The sequence below is a fragment of the Bacillus sp. MMSF_3353 genome, assembly GCF_030733445.1.
GTDB lineage: Bacteria > Bacillota > Bacilli > Bacillales > Bacillaceae_G > Bacillus_A > Bacillus_A wiedmannii.
Genome location: NZ_JASHJA010000007.1, coordinates 14,399 through 32,988 on the forward strand (window position 1 = coordinate 14,399; position 18,590 = coordinate 32,988).

Annotated in this window: 12 protein-coding genes, 2 pseudogenes and 3 other annotated features; of the genes and pseudogenes, 2 read left to right on the top strand and 12 right to left on the bottom strand. The window is 35.0% G+C overall.

All coding sequences use genetic code 11. The annotated features are described in order from the left end of the window. Positions 1-26 precede the first annotated feature (26 nt). The 9 genes from RBB48_RS16845 to RBB48_RS16885 all read right to left on the bottom strand — a co-directional run bounded on the left by RBB48_RS16845 (position 27) and on the right by RBB48_RS16885 (position 15,827). On the bottom strand, positions 27-3,143 hold the full coding sequence (locus RBB48_RS16845; protein WP_142398685.1) for an MMPL family transporter: 3,117 nt from the start codon (positions 3,141-3,143) through the stop codon (positions 27-29). 176 nt (positions 3,144-3,319) lie between these two features. Then, positions 3,320-3,886, bottom strand: a complete 567-nt coding sequence (locus RBB48_RS16850) for a TetR/AcrR family transcriptional regulator (RefSeq protein WP_088063780.1) — start codon at positions 3,884-3,886, stop codon at positions 3,320-3,322. Between the two features lie 287 nt (positions 3,887-4,173). Then, positions 4,174-5,334: a GNAT family N-acetyltransferase gene (locus tag RBB48_RS16855; protein WP_142310525.1), complete on the bottom strand. Its 1,161-nt coding sequence runs from the start codon at positions 5,332-5,334 to the stop codon at positions 4,174-4,176. Positions 5,335-5,469: 135 nt separating this feature from the next. Further along, positions 5,470-6,759 (bottom strand): 3-phosphoshikimate 1-carboxyvinyltransferase, encoded by a 1,290-nt coding sequence (aroA, locus tag RBB48_RS16860; protein WP_000664597.1) that lies wholly within the window; start codon positions 6,757-6,759, stop codon positions 5,470-5,472. A 16-nt stretch (positions 6,760-6,775) separates the two neighbouring features. Beyond that, entirely contained in the window at positions 6,776-7,876 is a 1,101-nt protein-coding gene (tyrA, locus tag RBB48_RS16865) for a prephenate dehydrogenase (protein WP_306007869.1), read from the bottom strand. Then, a complete protein-coding gene (gene hisC, locus RBB48_RS16870) occupies positions 7,869-8,969 on the bottom strand; it encodes a histidinol-phosphate transaminase (RefSeq protein ID WP_097908403.1) in 1,101 nt (366 codons plus the stop codon). Before hisC ends, tyrA begins: the two co-directional genes overlap by 8 nt. A gap of 18 nt (positions 8,970-8,987) precedes the next feature. Next, on the bottom strand, positions 8,988-10,160 hold the full coding sequence (gene aroC / locus RBB48_RS16875; RefSeq protein WP_061673330.1) for a chorismate synthase: 1,173 nt from the start codon (positions 10,158-10,160) through the stop codon (positions 8,988-8,990). A gap of 53 nt (positions 10,161-10,213) precedes the next feature. Next, positions 10,214-10,433: a binding site (T-box leader), on the bottom strand. Positions 10,434-10,442: 9 nt separating this feature from the next. Beyond that, complete coding sequence (locus tag RBB48_RS16880; protein WP_001273578.1) at positions 10,443-11,519, bottom strand: bifunctional 3-deoxy-7-phosphoheptulonate synthase/chorismate mutase; 1,077 nt, start codon at positions 11,517-11,519, stop codon at positions 10,443-10,445. A 194-nt stretch (positions 11,520-11,713) separates the two neighbouring features. Further along, positions 11,714-11,949 (bottom strand) — a binding site (T-box leader). Between the two features lie 54 nt (positions 11,950-12,003). Continuing rightward, positions 12,004-12,240, bottom strand: a binding site (T-box leader). 107 nt (positions 12,241-12,347) lie between these two features. Continuing rightward, the gene (locus RBB48_RS16885; protein ID WP_306007920.1) at positions 12,348-15,827 is read right to left on the bottom strand and encodes a DUF4020 domain-containing protein; all 3,480 of its coding nucleotides are present in this window, start codon (positions 15,825-15,827) and stop codon (positions 12,348-12,350) included. A gap of 180 nt (positions 15,828-16,007) precedes the next feature. Between RBB48_RS16885 and RBB48_RS16890 the strand changes: the two genes are divergently transcribed. Further along, positions 16,008-16,445 carry a YndM family protein gene (locus RBB48_RS16890; RefSeq protein ID WP_060487163.1) on the top strand — a complete coding sequence of 146 codons (438 nt, stop codon included), beginning with the start codon at positions 16,008-16,010 and terminating at the stop codon, positions 16,443-16,445. 119 nt (positions 16,446-16,564) lie between these two features. Here RBB48_RS16890 and RBB48_RS16895 read toward each other — a convergent pair whose 3' ends face one another. The 3 genes and pseudogenes from RBB48_RS16895 to RBB48_RS16905 all read right to left on the bottom strand — a co-directional run bounded on the left by RBB48_RS16895 (position 16,565) and on the right by RBB48_RS16905 (position 17,963). Further along, entirely contained in the window at positions 16,565-17,095 is a 531-nt protein-coding gene (locus RBB48_RS16895; protein ID WP_033662720.1) for a cysteine hydrolase family protein, read from the bottom strand. A 15-nt stretch (positions 17,096-17,110) separates the two neighbouring features. Further along, positions 17,111-17,644 (bottom strand): annotated as a pseudogene (locus RBB48_RS16900) (GNAT family N-acetyltransferase); the annotation flags it as partial. A gap of 13 nt (positions 17,645-17,657) precedes the next feature. Next, a pseudogene (locus tag RBB48_RS16905) lies at positions 17,658-17,963 on the bottom strand (YfzA family protein). 100 nt (positions 17,964-18,063) lie between these two features. Here RBB48_RS16905 and RBB48_RS16910 point away from each other — a divergent pair. Then, a complete protein-coding gene (locus RBB48_RS16910) occupies positions 18,064-18,582 on the top strand; it encodes a kinase (protein ID WP_088122419.1) in 519 nt (172 codons plus the stop codon). The last annotated feature ends 8 nt before the right edge of the window (positions 18,583-18,590 follow it).

Consider the following 18,590-nt stretch of genomic DNA (forward strand, 5'->3'; position numbering starts at 1 on the left):
AATCCCCTTTTAAAAGGGGATTCTTCTTATTTTCTTTTACTTAATTTCTTCGTATAATTCTTCATTTTACTCGTTAATCCTATTAAAGCAGGTAGTAATATTGGCATCACAATGATAGCTAGTAGTAACAGTGCAACACCAACAACAGATGCTACTTGTATAAGCGTCAATACACCTGAAGGGATTAATGCAGCAAATGTTCCGCCTAAAATAAGTGCCGCTGATAATACAACTCCTCCTATGTGACGAGATGCATTTACAATTTTCGTTGCGGGATCCCCTTCTAACTCATTGTATCGCATCATTACGAAAATGCTATAATCCACACCTAAAGCGACAATCATAATAAAACTAAAGAATGGCACATTCCAGCTTAATGACTCTACGTTTAATACGTGTATACTAATTTGTTCACTTATGCCAAGTGATGCAAAATAAGCTAATATTAAAGATCCAATAATAAAGATTGTATTTAAAAATGACCGTGTAATAACGATTAATACAATCGCAATTCCAATTAACATAATTGTAGCTGTACGTAAGAAATCTTGGCCTGTTACTTCTTTTAAATCAACGTTTCTAGCTGTTGTACCGCCGATTGCTTTTTTCACCGATTTTAATTCTGTACCATTTAACGTACCGTCTATCGTTTTATTAATTTCTTCAATGATTGGCATTGCTTCTTTTGAATACGGATTTACGTCTAAAATGATTGTCATTTTAGCAGTCTTTCTATCTTGTGACATGTACGTATTCAATGCTTTTTGGAAATCTTCCCCCTCTAAAACTTCTTTTGGTATATAAAATTTCGCAGAGCTTTTTGATTCATTTAGTTCTCCTAAATATTTTTGAGCATCTCCTAGACCGTTACTTACCTTTTCAAGCCCTTCTGTACTTTTAGATAATCCTGATTGTAATTGCCCCATCTGTTCTTGCAAGTCTTTCAGCCCGGTTAATAACTGGCCTTGCCCATCATTTATTTTTGTTAATCCGGTTTGTAACTCAGATGACTTGTTCGCAATTTGTTTTGAGCCTGAAGCACCTTCATTTAATCCATTTTTAAGATCAGCTGCTCCTTTTTGTAACTTAGTAACTCCATCGCTCATGCCTTTTAAGCCGTTATCCACTTTCGATAACGATTGATTTGCTTCTTTAAATGAACCCATCGCCGCTTTGTGCTGCGTTGCTAATTGGTTTAATTCATTTGAAAGCCCACCTAATTGCTTTTGAGCCTCTTTAGCGATCCCTATCGTTTGCAGTATGTTCGGATCATTTGTTAATTCTGGTTTCGTTTGAATGAAATTCGTCATTAACATTTCAATTTGTTCGTAACCTTTTTTCGCCCCATCAATCGCTTGAGAAATACTTCCGAAGTATTGATCGTAAGAACTTAAACCTTTTTCTAACTGCGCATAGCCAGCATGAAGTTGTGAAGTTGCATTAGATAATACACTAATATTTTCATTTACTGAAGTTAACCCACTCTCAATTTGCTGCGCACCTTGTGCTCCGTCATTTATGCCATTTGAAAGTTGATCTAAAGCTGTTCCTAATGCTGTTACACCATTTTTCGCTTCCGTTGTTCCATCAATTAATTTTTGAACGTTTGCAAGACTATTTGAATCTTTACTACCCATTTTATCTTTCGCAGAAGTTAATCCATCATTAATTTCCTTTATACCACCATTGGCATCTCCTAATCCTGTATTTAGTTCTCCCGCTTGTTTATTTATATATAGTTCTTTTATCCTTTCACCGGTTGGACGCGTCGGTGAATATACTTCTGAAACACCTTTCACTTTCAAAATCTTATCAGTTAGTTCGTCTAAAGTTTGAAGCGAACTCGCCTCATCTAACTTGTTATCTGATTGAATGACTAACGTACTTGGTGAAGAAAAACCTGGTGGAAAATGCTCTTCTATTACGTTAATCCCCATTTTCGATTCATATTTATTATCTACTTCAAATAAATCATTGTAATTTAGTGTGTTAGAGTATTTCATTACGAAAGGAATCGATATCACAAATACAATGATTAAAGCGACAAATGGTCTTGCTACTGAGTTTTTCGCAAGAAATCCCCATAATCGACTATCCTCATGACCTTTAAATGTTTTAACTGGATAAAACATTCCTTTTCCTAAAAGCACCATGAAAAATGGATTTAACGTAGTTAATACGAGTAATAATACTGCGACACCAATTGCTACTGCTGAAGTAGATTGATATAATTTAAAACTCGCTAAAGCAAGAGATACAAAACCGATTAGTACTGCTATCCCGCTATATAAAACGGTTTTCCCTGCTGATTTAAACGTTTCTTTCGTAGCCAAAAATGCATTTTCTTGTTTACTTAATTCTTCTTTAAATCTTGTATATAATAAAATGTTATAGTCTGTTCCAACTCCAAACAAGACAACAACTACAAACACTTGTGTAAAGTTAGAAAACGGAAAATTAAATTGATCTACTAGATGGGCAATAATCCCCATTGAAACTAAATATGATACACCCACTGTAAGAAGAGATACAATTGGAACAATTGGTGAACGAAATACAATGATTAATACAACTAGAATGAAAATGATAGAAATAACTTCTGTCTTCTTCACTCCCTCTTGAGAGGAAGTAAGAAAATCACCCGCTATTAAATCACTTCCTGTTAAGTACGTTTTTACCCCTTTCGTTTGCACTTTTTTATGAAGCCCATTTGCAACTTTTGATATTTCACCATTTTTTTTATCTACAGAGATTTGCGTTAAAATGGTCGTATTGTCTTTAGATATCAATTGTTTTTCCAAATCTTTATTATCTAAATGTGAAACAACTTCCTTAATTCCTAATTTCACTTTTTCATTTTGTAAAGCATTGATTGTTTTTATTATCTCCTCTTTTTGCTCAGTTGTTAAAGCTGTTTTACTTCCACTATTAAAAACAGCTATAATTTCATACTTTTCAGTCCCGTCTTTATCCATCTCTTTTATCATCTTGTCAGCAATACTACTTTGTTCTGTATTAGGAATCGTAATGTGCCCTTTTTCTTTCACTAATTTATCCATATTAGGCATCGTTACGATCATTGTAATAGTAATAACTATCCATAATAGAAAAGATAAACTTCTCCAATTTTTCAGCTTACTCATTTTAATCATCTCCCGTTTTGAAAATTTAAAGGGAATGAATATTCATTCCTATCCTTTTAAAAATACTTTTTAGGAATGAACGTTCATTCCTATCATTCTATTACATTATTTTTTAAACTCTATTAAACTACCTTTAGCGGAATGAATGTTCATTCCTATACTTATTAGCTATAGAATCAGATGATTCTAATAGCATTCCAAGAGCTTTCTTCCAGTTCTTTTACTAACTCTTTCGAGTATTCTAATTGCCCTGTTGCAATTACTTTCGTTAATTGTTCTAACGGTTGATATACAATAATAATTAAAGCAACTGGAGGCAATGGACGAAGAAAACCTTTTGCGATTCCATCTTCAATGATATTCATAAAGAAGCCTATAAAATCATCAAATATTTTCTTACTCTGTTCATCAAGAAAATAACTATCACAGTGAGAATTTGTAAATAAAAAAGCATCCACATTGTTTCTCGCAAATTCAAATAAACGGTTGTACGTATGACTAAACTGTTCACGAATATTTGCTTCAACAGGAAAATCCGTTTTTATCATTTCAGAAAGCTCTAACATACTTTTTGAAAATAATGAGTTAACAAGTGCCTCTTTATTTTCAAAATAGCGATAAATAGTACCCGCACCGACTTTTGCCTTTTCAGCGATCATTGGAATTGTCGTACCATCGTAACCACGCTCTGCGAAAAGTTGCATCGCAGCATCAAAAATATCCTCTTGTTTGTTTTTAGCCATTTTTTCCACCTCTATTTCCAGGAATGAAAATTCATTCCGTTTTTAATTATAAATTACAGGGAATAAAAGTCAAGTGCGTGACAAAGTATGGTTGCGTTTTAGTGAAAAAATTATATCAACGATTATTAGAATATATCAGCGCAAATCTAATTATATCAGCGATTCTCAGGATATATCGGCGCATCTCCAATTATATCAGCGTTTTTCAAAATATATCGACTTACCGACAAAAACCGACAACCAAAGAGAAAGCTGTCCCAAAATTTGATTTTGGACAGCCCTATTTTTTAAAAGAAATCATAAATAAATGCTTTACGTACCGGAACTATATTCTCAAACGCTCGTATTTCCTCTTCACTTCCTCTAATTAATTCTAGTTCATTAAGTTCTAACGGACGTTTGTATCCAAACATTATAGTAGATAATGCATTTATATCTAGCCTAATTCCTTTATCCTTTATTTCTTCTTCTATAATTGTTATTTCATGATTTGCAAGCCTCACTGTAACGTTATTCCACGGTGCAAATGAATCTATAATATGTAAAATCACTTCTTGCTGTGCATTGTTCCAATTCAACTCATATTGTTTTAAGAACTGCTCCACATCTACAATTCTGCCCATAAAATATGGTTTTATTTCTGCTTTCACGCGTGGCTCTTTTAGTGTATATAATAACGGTTCATTTTCACTTACTGTCATTTCAAGTTCTTTAATCATAGAATCATGCTGGCAAATAAAGTTCCACAGACCATTTCGCGCTTCATTATGCAGTGGAACAAATTCTTCTACTGTCATTTTGTTTTTTTCAATTTTATATAACATGTAGCCAGCTGCCGTTTTATTTTTATCGTAATAAATCGCTAATGTTAAATCATCATAAACAGCTTGTAACCACCATTTTTCATCGCGAACTAGCATACCGGAAAAACGTTCTGCAAATGTTTCATAAATCTTTTCGACCTCTTCTGGGTGATTTTCTTTATTGAAACGTTTTACAGTACCATTTACTTGTTTTTTCATAACTAAATCACTCTTTGTCATATGACATACAAAGAGATTCGCACAAAGTTCCCAGCCGTATTTACGGTAAAATGAAACAGCAAATGGATGTAGCATTGATACTGTATATCCGTCATTTTTCATCGTTTGAAGTGAGTGTTGAAGCAATTCTTTTACATACCCGCTTCTTCTATACTCTGGATACGTCGCTACCCCTGCAACGCCTCCCATTTTAAATTTTTCTTTGCCTATGTATATATGAAACGGAATAAGATGCAGTTTTGCTGCTAAATCTTTCCCTTCCATAATACCGTATATTTCATGACTTTCTTTCATCTTTGTAAGTTGTTGTTGCAATCGTTCCTCATCAACTTTATATTGAAAAGCGTATTCCGATAAGCGTAATGCTTCTCTAAATATATCTTCTTTTAATCGTATAACGTTCATATATTTCTCCTCCATTCCTTGTTTGAATTGTACCATAATTCTCAATATTCCAGTGCGGTGAATGAAATTATATGGACTTAACGACACGAATCCAATATAAAAAGCAGATACATCCCGTATCTGCTTTTTATTACTTTATTTGGCTAACTTTTGAAGTTCTTCGAAGAATGTAGGATATGATACGCCTACTGCTTCTGCGTCTTCAATTGTTGTTTTTCCTTCTGCTAGACAGCCGGCAATTGCAAGCATCATTCCGATGCGGTGATCACCGTAACTATTTACTGTATTGCCTTTTAGTGCTGATTTCCCGTAAATAATCATCCCGTCATCAGTTGCTTCTATGCGCGCTCCTAGTTTCGTTAACTCCGCAACGACTGTATCAATACGGTTCGTTTCTTTTACTTTTAATTCGTGCGCATCTTTAATTACTGTAATTCCTTCTGCTTGCGTTGCCGCTAAGGCGATAACAGGAATTTCATCGATTAATCTTGGGATAATATCTCCGCCAATTTCGATTCCTTTTAATGAAGATGTTTCAATTGTAATATTTGCAGCTGGTTCTGATGCTCCTTCGTTAATTGGCTCTACAGTAAAAGTAGCACCCATTTTCTCTAAAACATCAATAATACCTGTACGAGTTGGGTTCATTCCTACATTTTGTAATACTAGTTTACTATTTGGAATAATTGCACCTGCTACTAAGAAAAATGCTGCTGATGATACGTCACCTGGTACTTGAACGTCTGTCGCTGTTAACTTCTGTCCACCTGCAAGTTTCACTGTTTTTCCCTCGCGAGTTACGTTAACACCAAATGCTTCAAGCATTCTTTCCGTATGATCACGTGAAATATGTGGTTCTGTAACAGCTGTTACACCTTCTGCACGAAGACCTGCAAGTAAAATAGCTGACTTTACTTGCGCACTTGCTACAGGTGAAGTGTATTCAATTGCTTTTAAATCTCCACCACGTATTGTTAACGGTGTAAACGTCCCTTCTTCGCGGCCATCAATGTTTGCACCCATTTGTTTTAATGGATTTGTAACACGTTTCATCGGTCTTTTTGCGATAGATGCATCACCTTGTACGCAAGAGAAAAATGGTGTATTTGCCAAAATTCCTGACATTAAACGTATTGTTGTACCAGAATTACCAACATCTAATACAGCTTTCGGTTCTTGTAAGCCTTCTAATCCTTTACCAACTACAGTGACTTCATCACCATTTTGCACGATTTCTACTCCCATTTCTTTAAAGCAAGAAATTGTACTTAAACAGTCTGCACCGGGCAAGAAACCTTTAATTGTTGTTTTTCCTTCTGCAATCGCGCCGAACATGACAGCGCGGTGTGAAATGGATTTATCTCCTGGAATTGTAATAATACCATTTAATCCGTTATTAACAGGTTCTATTGTTCTTTCCTTCATGTTTTCACCTTCTCATTTAAATTGTTTCATAAGTTTGGTATTTTTCTTCTCTAAGCGCTAGCTTTGCTTTCATACGATCTTCTTCTCTTTGGAAGCTAATACGTAATACCCCAAGCAACCCTTCACGTGCTTCTAATATTTGCAAGTTCGTAATACTAATTTCTTCACATGCCAAAATACTCGTAATATGAGCCAATGCCCCTACTTTATCTAAAACATCGACGTATAAGTCGTGATAGGCAGGAATTGCCCCTCTCTTTCGTACTGGTAAAGAGTCACGGTATTCTTTCGCGTCTGCAAAATAGTTTTGAATCTCGCCTGCATCTCCGGTAGAAACTGTATCATATAAATCTTCCATTTCAGAGATCCACTCTTTTAATAATACCATTAAATGCTCGCGATTTTGCTTAACAATATCACTCCACATTTTTGGGCTACTAGATGCGATACGTGTAATGTCTTTAAACCCTCCGGCAGCTAATTGATGAATGAGCGGATTATCTCCTGCATGTTTCTCCACTTGCTTTACTAATCCAGCTGCGATAAGATGCGGAAAATGACTAACGATCCCTGTTACATAATCATGTTCCTCCGTATTTAGAACGAGAAAATGAGACCCTGTTCCTTGTAACCAACGTTTTAGTTCTTCCACATGTTCATTTGGCACATGATTCATCGGCGTTAAAATATAAAATGCATTTTCAAATAAATGTGCTTTTGCACTTTCAACTCCCGTTTTATGAGAACCTGCCATCGGATGTCCACCAATAAAAGAAACTTCCTTTGAAAATAAAGCTTCCGCTTCATTCATGATCGTCCCTTTTGTACTACCAACATCTGTTACAATAACATCTTCTCGTAAATGAAATGACGCTAATTTGTGTAATAACTTCTTCGTTTCTTCAACTGGAGAAGCAAACACAATTAAATGCGCCTCTTCACATGCATGCTGTAAATCTACTGCTACTTCATCTACTACATGTAATTCTTTTGCACGCTCTACTTGTTCTTGAAATATATCATAACCTGTTATCGTTACATCGTGCTCTTTCTTAATTGCTAATGCGAGAGAGCCTCCGATTAAACCAGTTCCAATTAAAACTACCTTTTTACGCATTTTCCTCATCTCGAGACTTTCTTTTTTTATTTTCAAAGTGTTGTTTTAACACTGAAATCACTCCTTCATTTTGCTCCCTTGTTCCGACTGTAATACGGACACCATTTGGGAACGGACGAATAATAAATCCTGCGTGTGCACAAGCTTCATAAATCTCCCCAGCATTCTCAACTGGCAAGAAGATGAAATTTGTTTGCGATGGATAAAACGAAATTTCATTTTCCTTACAAAAGCTTTCGTATTGTTGTAATCCCTCTGTATTCACACGAACTATTTCCTCAATAAACTCGTCATCACCAAAAGCAATCGTTGCTGCTTTTTGCGCTAATGAAGATACGTTAAATGGCAAACGTACGACATTTAATTTCTCGATTAGCTCTTCCTGTCCAATTGCATATCCAACGCGGAAAGAAGCTAATCCGTACGCTTTAGAAAATGTTCTAAGTACAAGAATGTTTTTATGTTTTTCTAAAAGCGGTAATGTCTCTGGGAAATCCTTTGCTGTTACGTATTCATAGTACGCTTCATCAATGACAACTAACGTATTTTCACTAATACCTTCAATAAATTGAGTCAATTTTCGATCATTCACATATGTGCCTGTCGGGTTGTTCGGATTACAAATCCATACGATTTTCGTATTATTATTTATTGCTGACGAAATTTCGTCTAAATCGTATACACCGTTATTTAAAGGGATTTCTTTCACTTCACAACCTTCAATAATTGCATGATGACGGTACTGCGGGAATGTTGCACCAGCCGTTACGATGTTATCTCCTGCTCTAAGTACTGCACGGCTTATTATTTGAATGACTTCATCTAAACCACTACCGCAAAGTATTTGTTCCATTTGAACATGTAACTTATTTGCAATTGTTTGACGAAGCGCTATAGCACCTCCGTCAGGATATAAAGCATGTTCCAACCACGATTTTTGCAACTCATCTAAAACACGTGGTGAGCAGCCGAATGGATTTTCATTTGATGCTAATTTCACAAATAAATGATCTCCGTACACTTCTTTCATTTGTTCAGGTGATTTACCTGGTTTATATGGTTGTAATGATGATAGTTGATCTTTTACTTGCATGTTAAAACCACCTTTTTATTAAAATTCTTTTGCGTATTTATTATGTTGCGTAATGTTTTGCTGAATTAAATCCATACGATCTTTTCCGAATTGTTCGACTAGTGCATGTGCAAGTTCCCATGCTATAACAGATTCAGCTACTACACCTGCTGCTGGTACTGCACAACTATCAGATCTTTCAATACTCGCTTGGAATGCTTCTTTCGTATCAATATCAACGCTTGCTAACGGTTTGTATAATGTAGGTATTGGCTTCATAACACCTCTTACGACAATTGGCATTCCTGTTGTCATACCGCCTTCTAAACCGCCGGCATTATTCGTTTTTCTCGTGTATCCATTTTCTTCATCCCATAATATTTCATCGTGTACTTTACTTCCTGGCTGTCTTGCTGCTTCAAAACCAACGCCAATTTCAGCACCTTTAAATGCATTAATACTCATAATTGCACCAGCAAGTTTTGCATCTAATTTACGATCGTAATGAACGTAACTACCAACACCAATTGGCATACCTTCTGCAATGACTTCAACAATACCGCCGATTGAATCCCCACTACTTTTAGCGTTATCTATCGCATCCATCATCTCTTGTTCTACTTCTTTATCTAAACATCGAACTGGTGAATTTTCAGTAATCGTTTGAATTTCTTCTATTGGTAAGTTTGAAATTCGTTTCGCTTGTACCCCACCAATTTCAAGAACATGCCCTGCAATTTCTACGCCTAATTCTTTCAAAATTTGTTTCGCAACTGCACCAGCAGCTACACGAACTGTCGTTTCTCTTGCAGATGAGCGCTCTAATACGTTTCTTATATCACGATGTCCATATTTAATTGCACCGTTTAAATCTGCATGTCCTGGACGTGGTTTTGTAATTGTACGTTTCATATCTTTACTTTCTTTTTCCGAAATTGGCTCTGCACCCATTACTTTCGTCCAATGTTTGAAATCATCATTTTTAACGATTAACGTTATTGGTGAGCCAAGTGTCATCCCATGACGAACACCACTTACAATTTCAACTGTATCAGTTTCTATTTGCATGCGTCTTCCGCGTCCGTGCCCTTTTTGTCTTCTTAATAATTCTTTATTAATATGTTCCGATGTTAATGTTAAACCTGCTGGTACACCTTCTAAAATAACTGTTAACTGCGGTCCATGTGATTCTCCAGCTGTAATGTATCTCATTTCTCTTGCCCCTTTACTATTTTTTTGTACAAAAAAGTCCCTACTGAGCGCTCAGTAGGGACGATGTTTATCGCGGTACCACCCTAGTTGTAGACAACTATCGTCTACCTCTCTTCTTCTGTAACGATCGTTTGACCGTCTTTCCCTCCAAAAGTTGGCGGAAAAGATGCTCCAAGGCTGTAATTCATGCTTATCTTTGTACTGATTCACACCGACCATCAGCTCTCTTTAACAGTGAGATAAGCACTACTGTTTCCTCTTCAGCGCATATATGATATGGAATTAAGATAATTTATTTTTGAAACCTTTTAACTCATCCATGAATCTATGGAATTCTGGAATATCCATTTGTTGTGCAGAATCTGATAATGCAACCGCTGGGTCTGGGTGTACTTCAGCCATTACTGCATCTGCGCCAATTGCAAGTGCTGCTTTCGCTGTTGGTAATAATAAATCTCTGCGTCCAGTTGAATGCGTTACGTCAACGATTACTGGTAAATGTGTTTCTTTCTTTAAAATCGGTACTGCTGAAATGTCTAATGTGTTACGTGTCGCTCTTTCGTATGTGCGGATACCACGCTCACATAGAATAATTTGGTCGTTACCTTGTGCAATGATGTACTCAGCTGCGTTAATGAACTCATCAATTGTTGCTGCTAATCCACGTTTTAATAATACTGGCTTGTTAACTTTACCTACAGCTCGTAATAAATCGAAGTTTTGCATGTTACGTGCACCGACTTGAATTACATCAACGTAGTCTAGCGCCATTTCAACATCGTTCGGATTTAAGATTTCACTAATGATCGCTAAGTCGAACTCATCTGCTACTTGGCGTAAAATTTGTAATCCTTCTACTCCTAAACCTTGGAAATCGTATGGAGATGTTCTTGGTTTGAAAGCACCACCGCGCATTAATTTTAGACCTTGGTCTTTCATCGCTTGCCCTACTTGGCGAACTTGCTCTAAGCTTTCTACCGCACAAGGTCCCATGATGAACGTTTGTGTTCCGTTTCCAATCAATTCACCTTTTACATTAACGATTGTATTTTCTTGTTTCTTTTTACGTGATACTAGTAATGCTTTACGGTTATCATCTTCTTGTAATTCTAAGCTAGCTTTGAAGATTGTTTTGAAAATGTGTTGAACTGTTGACGTTTCGAATGGTCCTTCGTTATGCTCTGCGATCATATCAAGTACTTCACGCTCACGTACTGGATCAAAACGTTTCGTACCTTGTACTTGCTTTTGCTCCCCAATTTTTTGAACGATTTCACCACGTTTGTTTAAAAGGTGTAATAGTTGTAAGTTAATTTCATCTACCTGTTTACGTAATTGATCTAATTCATGATTTGCCATTTGGAAATCCTCCTCTAATGTTTTAAAAGTATAGTAAGAGAATGAAAAATTCTCTATTTTCTGAACTGATAAATTATACAAAATTTAAGTGGAATCGATACCTCTTCTTATTTTAAACGAATACTTACTATAAGGACACTATCAACTCAATCAAAACCCACTTTTTTGTACAAAAAATCCCTACTGATTCAATCAGTAGGGACGATATTTATCGCGGTACCACCCTAGTTGTAGACTTATTTCGTCTACCTCTCTTCATTGTTAACGATCATCTGACCGTCTTTCCCTTCATAAAGACAATACTATCTTTACTACGAAAAAGATGCTCTAGGACTGTAATTCGCTCTTGTTTTTGTACTGGTTCGCACCAACCACCAGCTCTCTGTTACAGGGAAACAACAACTACTGCTTTTCCTTTCAACGCATATATATTTAATTTTCAAGTTAGACCACTAAAATACAAAAAGTCCCTACTGAATAAATCAGTAGGGACGATATTTATCGCGGTACCACCCTAGTTGTAGACTAACTTTCCGTCTACCTCTCTTCACTGTTAACGATCAATTGACCGCTTTTTCTTCATAAAGACAATACTATCTTTACTACGAAAAAGATGCTCCAAGACTGTAATTCATGATTATCCCTGTACTGGTTCACACCAACCACCAGCTCTCTGTTACAGTAAGACTAACCACTACTGTGATCTCTTCATTGCACTTTGTTTATTCAAATGTTTTTGAAATTGAATAAGTATGATTCGTATTATAGAACGCTTTTCAAAACACTGTCAACAACTTTTTATATTTTTTTTAAAATTCCACTTCCGCCCTACATTTCTTCTTGTAAATTCTCCATAACAATTCCGATGCGAATTATCTCATTATCTATTGCATTTAATACATATTTTTCTACTCCATACTGGATTAATATTTCTTTTATTTGAATAATTTCAGTTTCAAGTAAATCGGCTTCTTGAAGCGTTTGTAGTAAAGTGAAAAATACATTTGCATACAATTCTTTATACATTTTTATACTCTCTGTCTTTTCAAGTATTTCATTAAACAACTGTTTTAACTCCGTTTGATTCCCTTTTCCAACCAAACCTGAAAATGTTTTTATTATAGATAATCCTCTTTCTACTATTTCATCCATAAATAAAATAATACGCAAAAGCATTACATATTCTCTAGCTGTGATTTCACCCATTTTCGGTCGCTCTCGCAAAAATACACCGAGCCAAGATGCCCAAAATTTTTGTTGTTCTTTTGCACTTAACGTTTTGACGTAATAGCATAAAAACTGCATAAATTTAATTTTATTTTCTTCATTTTCTTGTATAAGTAACGGGTATAACCAATCTGTTTTTTGCTCCCAATACAGTACACATTTAATAAATACAAAACTGAGCCATTTCAAGAAAGCTTCCCTCGTATGCGGATGTAATACTTCCAAATGTTCTACTGCATACTTAATAAATCGTTTCATTTCTGTAAATAAAGGTAAATTGATTTGCGTGTAACATAAGCCTGCCCATGCATATTTCGTAATCTCATTTTCTTTCTTTAAATCTAAGCATGGCAACAAATATTTTCGGCACCATTGCTTCTCAATATGATAAAGAAATGTAACATCTGCTACTAAACGAGCTAACATAAAGTTTGTCCGTACTTTACTAACTCTTACTTGTTCTTCAAATAAAAATAAATATTCATATACATTACGATCGTATAAATGATCATATGATAACAGTTTTAATAATACAGCTGTCATTTTCCCAACAGGATGCTGGATCGATTCATTGTAAAAGTCTTGTTTTCCAAGCTTAAAATCTATATCACTTTTCATTACTTGAGGGAATACCGAAAAAGCAAAACGTTTCACACTGCGTATACTATTTTCCTCTAACTCTTCTAATCGATTACTAATCTCATATAGAAAGCTACTAATTAACCAATGAAAAGAAGTATTTCTAACAAATTTCTGTAATAGCGGAATTACTTTTTGGATTTGTTCATTTGTCAATCCTCGGTTATTTCGCCACTCTCTAATACAAACAAACCATACTTCATTACTTATTTCGTGCATACCAACTAATTGATAGGCAAATGAAATACTCCATTCTGTATCCAACTTACATGCTTTCGATAACATCTCTAAAAAATGGCGTTGTTCAAAAACACCATCTTGAGAAAATTGACGAACTTGCTTCATAATTTCATCGTCTTTCAACTGCAATAATCCATCAGCAGTTACATTACAAGTAATACTTTGATCTGCCGTCTCTTTCTTTTGTACACTATATCGATCAGAATGAAAGTGAGGATGTTTTTGCTTCATTAACTCATAACCTTTTGCTGTAGATGGACTATTCGAATCACAAGTGAATAATAAATCTAAAACTAAACAAGCATCAAATGCTCTCTCCTCTGCAAGGTCCTTCAATACAATTTGAATAACCACTTCCTTTGTTTTTTCCAAAGAGAGTGCGAAATGATTTTTTATAAGTTGAAAAACTTCGTGTTTATACGTGACATCTAAAAGAAGTCCTTCCTGTAACAACCATTTCATTTTGGCATCGGCGCTAACGAATATATTTTTATTCATCGCATCAATTGCAATTCGGTTCTGAAGCATGCTGTTTGCTTCTATCATTTCTGTAATATAATAATTTGCTTTTTTTTCATTTTTTTCACACAAATAGGCTAAACACTCTTTTACAATTTGAATTAAAAATGCAAGATCATTTTGCTGAAACTCTTTTTCAACATTTTCCTTATCCTTTTTTTTCAGTGCCGTTTGTCGTAGTGATAACATTCGCATCTTCTCTATTCCCATCATCATAATTGGTACGGCGTAATAGGAAATATGAGGTTTCATCTTCTCATTCCAAATTTGCTCCACATAAGAAAATGTAGACACTGGTAAACGACTCGATTCCTCAAGTTCTATTGATTCTTGCGTATCATTTCCCCATTTTCTTTCCCGCTTCAATTTCAGTTTTCCGTCCAAAATAAACGTTAGTAATAATAAAGCAATTTCTTTATGCTCAGGAAAAGAACATTTTTGCAGTAAGCAAGAAATTTTTTCAATAGATTTACTATCTTTTTCAGCTGTTTCTAATAAAAGAAGTGTCCATCTTGCAAACAACAACGGGTCCATTTTAATTTTCGTTTCGTTTAAGTAGCTACAAATTGTTCTCCATAATAACGGAGATATTTTAGAATGATTTTTAAAAATTAATTGAAATAATTCTTTTTGATGACTAAAAAGAAATTGTTCCACCAACCATTCTGCAAGTAATTCATCTACCTCATTATCGTTTGATGTAACTAAAAATAAATTTTGTAATTTCCCTTCTGCTTCAAGCCATTCCACCCATTCATAATCATGAGCAAATTCAACAAAGTAGCGGACTGTTTCAATTTTTTTTATGGATTGTTTTATGTATGATAATTGTTCCTGCTCTACTGACGGTGGAACTGTTACTATGTCACGAATTCGCATTCGTTTTGTAATATAATTATCTCCCATTAATTCTGCCCATCGCTTCACTGCTTTAACAAGAGATTGATGATTATTACCTTTATTCGGGTATACAATCGGCCGTATTCCTAAATGCTCCCAATGGTACGTATTTTCCCCTTGTGCAACAAATGCATAACGCCTTGTACTTGGCGGTAAACCAGTAGCCAAATATTTCATTACTGGGTCATTATGGCTATATCCAACGAATAAAACAGTATAATTCGAGAATAAATCAACTAAAAACCTTCTTGCCCAGCCTTCGGTCAAGTAAGCCCTTCCAAAATCACCATCTGTTAAAATTAAAGCTTCTTTCTCTTGTTCTATATTGCCATGTATGTAAGCGAGTCCTTTAAACGCTCTACCTGTAGGTAACGCAGGTGCGTAATATACGTTTAATTCTCTATTCATTTCTTTCATCGCAGTTGTAAAATGCCGATCAAAATTTGTCGTGACAATGCGGACTTCCGTATCTAAAGGAAACAACCTCGGAATCGCATAATGAAGCGGATTCGGCTTTGATTTTTCAATATGAACTAAATCTCTTGCAACTTGATGTATATCTTTTGTTTTCGCAATTTTACCAAGATAATAATCATGAGGTTCTGTTATTTCACGCGTTTCTACATATAACGTTTTCGCAATCTCATCAACTAGATCATCAAAATTCGGTAAGTTTGATTTCCCTTTCATAGAAACTCCCGCTCCAACAAATAGTACTAACTTTCCTTGTTCAAGATGATCAATTAACTCCTCTGGAATTTCTACTTCTGAAGTAATCCACATCATGGATTCCCCCTTACCTAAAAATGTCATATACTCTCATTTTACTATAACATTTTTTCTTTGTTTTTTTAATATTTAGACAAAAAACGAACATGAAAAAGTTTTATGTAAATATATTCGTTACAATGTATGAACTCCTAAATTTATTGTAAAACTATGTATAAATCGGAGGTGTAAATATTGAATGGTTTTACTGTAGTACTTATCAAATTTATATCGTGCATTATCGCATTTAGTATTGGACTCGCTTTATTTTTCCCTGCAACGTTCGTCCAAATTATTTCATTTAGTCTCTTTGTTACAATCGTTTCCTATATGTTCGTCGATAAAATCATATTAAACCGAATAGGTAATACCGGTGCCATTATGTCGGATTTCTTACTAACGTATTTAAGCGTATGGATTTTCGGTAATATTTTATTAGACAATTACATGCAAATTGCATGGGGGAGTTTCCTTTCCGCTACTGTCTTTACATTATCTGAAGTAATCGTTCATCGCTTCTCTCACTCACACACAAGGCACAACAATGATAACATTCATATTAATCGCCGCTTTGCATATGGTACGGAATTTGCTGAAGAGCAGAATGTGTTGGATAAAGATAAGAAGAAGTAACATTTTGATGCAGGAGCGCCTCTTTTAATTATGTGGTGCTCCTTTTGTGTATTTTCATTATGGTATGTGAAATTATACGAACAATTTTTTTAATATATCTTATAATAAAAAACTGCCTCTTATTTAGAGGCAGTCACTTTCAAATCTTTTAACGCAACAACATTAGCAAACGCTCCAAACACTACATTATGATGCTTTACAATGTCTTCCGCACGTAACACGTCTGTATGAAACGTACTATGTGCATCACTCACTAACGTTACTTTATAACCTTCACTAAACGCTCTTCGCGTTGTCGTATCCACACAGTACTCTGTTTGCATTCCTGAAATAATAACGTGTTCAATGCCTTTTTCTTGTAATACTTCGTTTAAGTTTGTCTTATGGAAAGAATCTGGCGTCGTCTTTTCAACGATACGATCCCCTTTTTGCGGAGCAATCGCCTCATGCACTTTCCAGCCCTCTGTACCTTTTTCTAACGGATGATCTTTTGGTCCGTTATGTTGTACATAAATAACTGGAATATCATTAGAACGACATTCCCCAATAAGCTCTTGCAATATTTCTAAAAACTTTTCCCCGTTATGTACTGGCATTCCCGCTGTATACATACCTGCTTGCACATCAATTACTAATAAAGCTTTTTTCATTTCGCGCAGCTCCCTTTGTTTGTATTCTATCATCCAACAATCTTCTAATTTCCCCTCATGCAGCTCATGTTCCTTTAATATCTTCACTTTTTTAAAGCCGCATTTTTCATAACATTTTATCGCACGTTCATTATTTACTTTCGGATCCATTGCGATTGCTTCTGCTCTCGTGTTCTCCATAATATATGTAATTGCTGCCTGAACGAGTTTCGTTCCAATTCCTTTTCCCCAATAAGTCGGCTCTCCGATAAATTGATCCATTCCCCATACATTTTGTGATTCTTCATAGCCATATAATGTTTTCCACTCAGAATCAATTGGGTACATTTGTATGTAACCAATTGGAACAGCATCAAACTCTATTAAACATCTTTTTTCATGACTATTTGGATTATGTATAAAATGATTCAGTACCATTTCTACAGATTGCGGATTATCGCGTCCTTCGTAATACCGCAAGACTTCTGGGTCTGTTAGCCATTTTGAAATGATTGGTGCATCCTCTTCTTTTACGTATCTAATCGATATATTATCTTTTTGAAATAGCATATAATACCTCTTTTTAATTATTTATATTTTTTCTTGTTGTGAAATCTTTCATTACACCTATTAGTGCGTATGGTAACAATGTAATCGCAAAAAGAGCTGTAAACACATTAAAATGAGGGATTTCATATGGAGTGAACCATTCCGTGAAAAATTGGGAATGTAAAATTCTATTTGAAATTTTCCCACTAGGTTTAAAGTTTGGTGCACATCCTGTACTCTCAAACATAATAAATAGTAATTGAACAATTATAAATGCCCCTAAATAACGAAACCATGTCCGTTTCTATATAGGGTGTGTATTCTTTAATGTATCTTCCATCTAGCCCCCTCCTTTAAATATCCATCATATTGAGTATACACTTTCTTTACTTCATTTGTTAAAATTTTCTATATAATCATTCGTGTTGGAGGAATACATTATGTCTAATTCTATACTTAAATCAACTTTAATCATTCTTAGAGGAAACTCCGCAAGTGGTAAAACAACAATCGCAAAGCAACTACAAGAACATTTCGGACAAGGTACACTTTTAGTATCGCAGGATGTTGTACGTAGAGATATGCTTAGCGTACATGATACGATGGGGAACTTATCTCATGATCTACTATTTGAAATTACGAAGTACGGAAAAGGAAAGTGTGAGTTTGTTATTTTAGAAGGTATTTTAAACAGTCGTAGATACGGTGAAATGCTAAAAGAGTTAATACATTTTTTTGAAGGAAAGGCATATACATATTACTTTGATTTATCATTAAAAGAAACGATTCGACGACATAACACAAGGGACAAACGATATGAATTTGGTGAGGGTTCCCTACAAAAATGGTATAATCCGCACGATACAATTGAAGTTGCTCGAGAAACTATTTTTACAGATACATTCACGCAAAAAGATATATTTAATGCGATTCTTACTGATGTTGCGATACAAAAATAAAAGCCAGT

Coding starts and splice junctions, on each gene's coding strand:
- hisC (WP_097908403.1), bottom strand. CDS start 8,969: ATGCAAGTAAAAGATCAACTATCATCATTACAACCATATAAACCAGGT.
- RBB48_RS16855 (WP_142310525.1), bottom strand. CDS start 5,334: ATGAACGTTATACGATTAAAAGAAGATATATTTAGAGAAGCATTACGC.
- RBB48_RS16885 (WP_306007920.1), bottom strand. CDS start 15,827: ATGTGGATTACTTCAGAAGTAGAAATTCCAGAGGAGTTAATTGATCAT.
- RBB48_RS16895 (WP_033662720.1), bottom strand. CDS start 17,095: ATGAAAAAAGCTTTATTAGTAATTGATGTGCAAGCAGGTATGTATACA.
- RBB48_RS16850 (WP_088063780.1), bottom strand. CDS start 3,886: ATGGCTAAAAACAAACAAGAGGATATTTTTGATGCTGCGATGCAACTT.
- aroC (WP_061673330.1), bottom strand. CDS start 10,160: ATGAGATACATTACAGCTGGAGAATCACATGGACCGCAGTTAACAGTT.
- tyrA (WP_306007869.1), bottom strand. CDS start 7,876: ATGCGTAAAAAGGTAGTTTTAATTGGAACTGGTTTAATCGGAGGCTCT.
- RBB48_RS16845 (WP_142398685.1), bottom strand. CDS start 3,143: ATGAGTAAGCTGAAAAATTGGAGAAGTTTATCTTTTCTATTATGGATA.
- aroA (WP_000664597.1), bottom strand. CDS start 6,759: ATGAAGGAAAGAACAATAGAACCTGTTAATAACGGATTAAATGGTATT.
- RBB48_RS16880 (WP_001273578.1), bottom strand. CDS start 11,519: ATGGCAAATCATGAATTAGATCAATTACGTAAACAGGTAGATGAAATT.
- RBB48_RS16910 (WP_088122419.1), top strand. CDS start 18,064: ATGTCTAATTCTATACTTAAATCAACTTTAATCATTCTTAGAGGAAAC.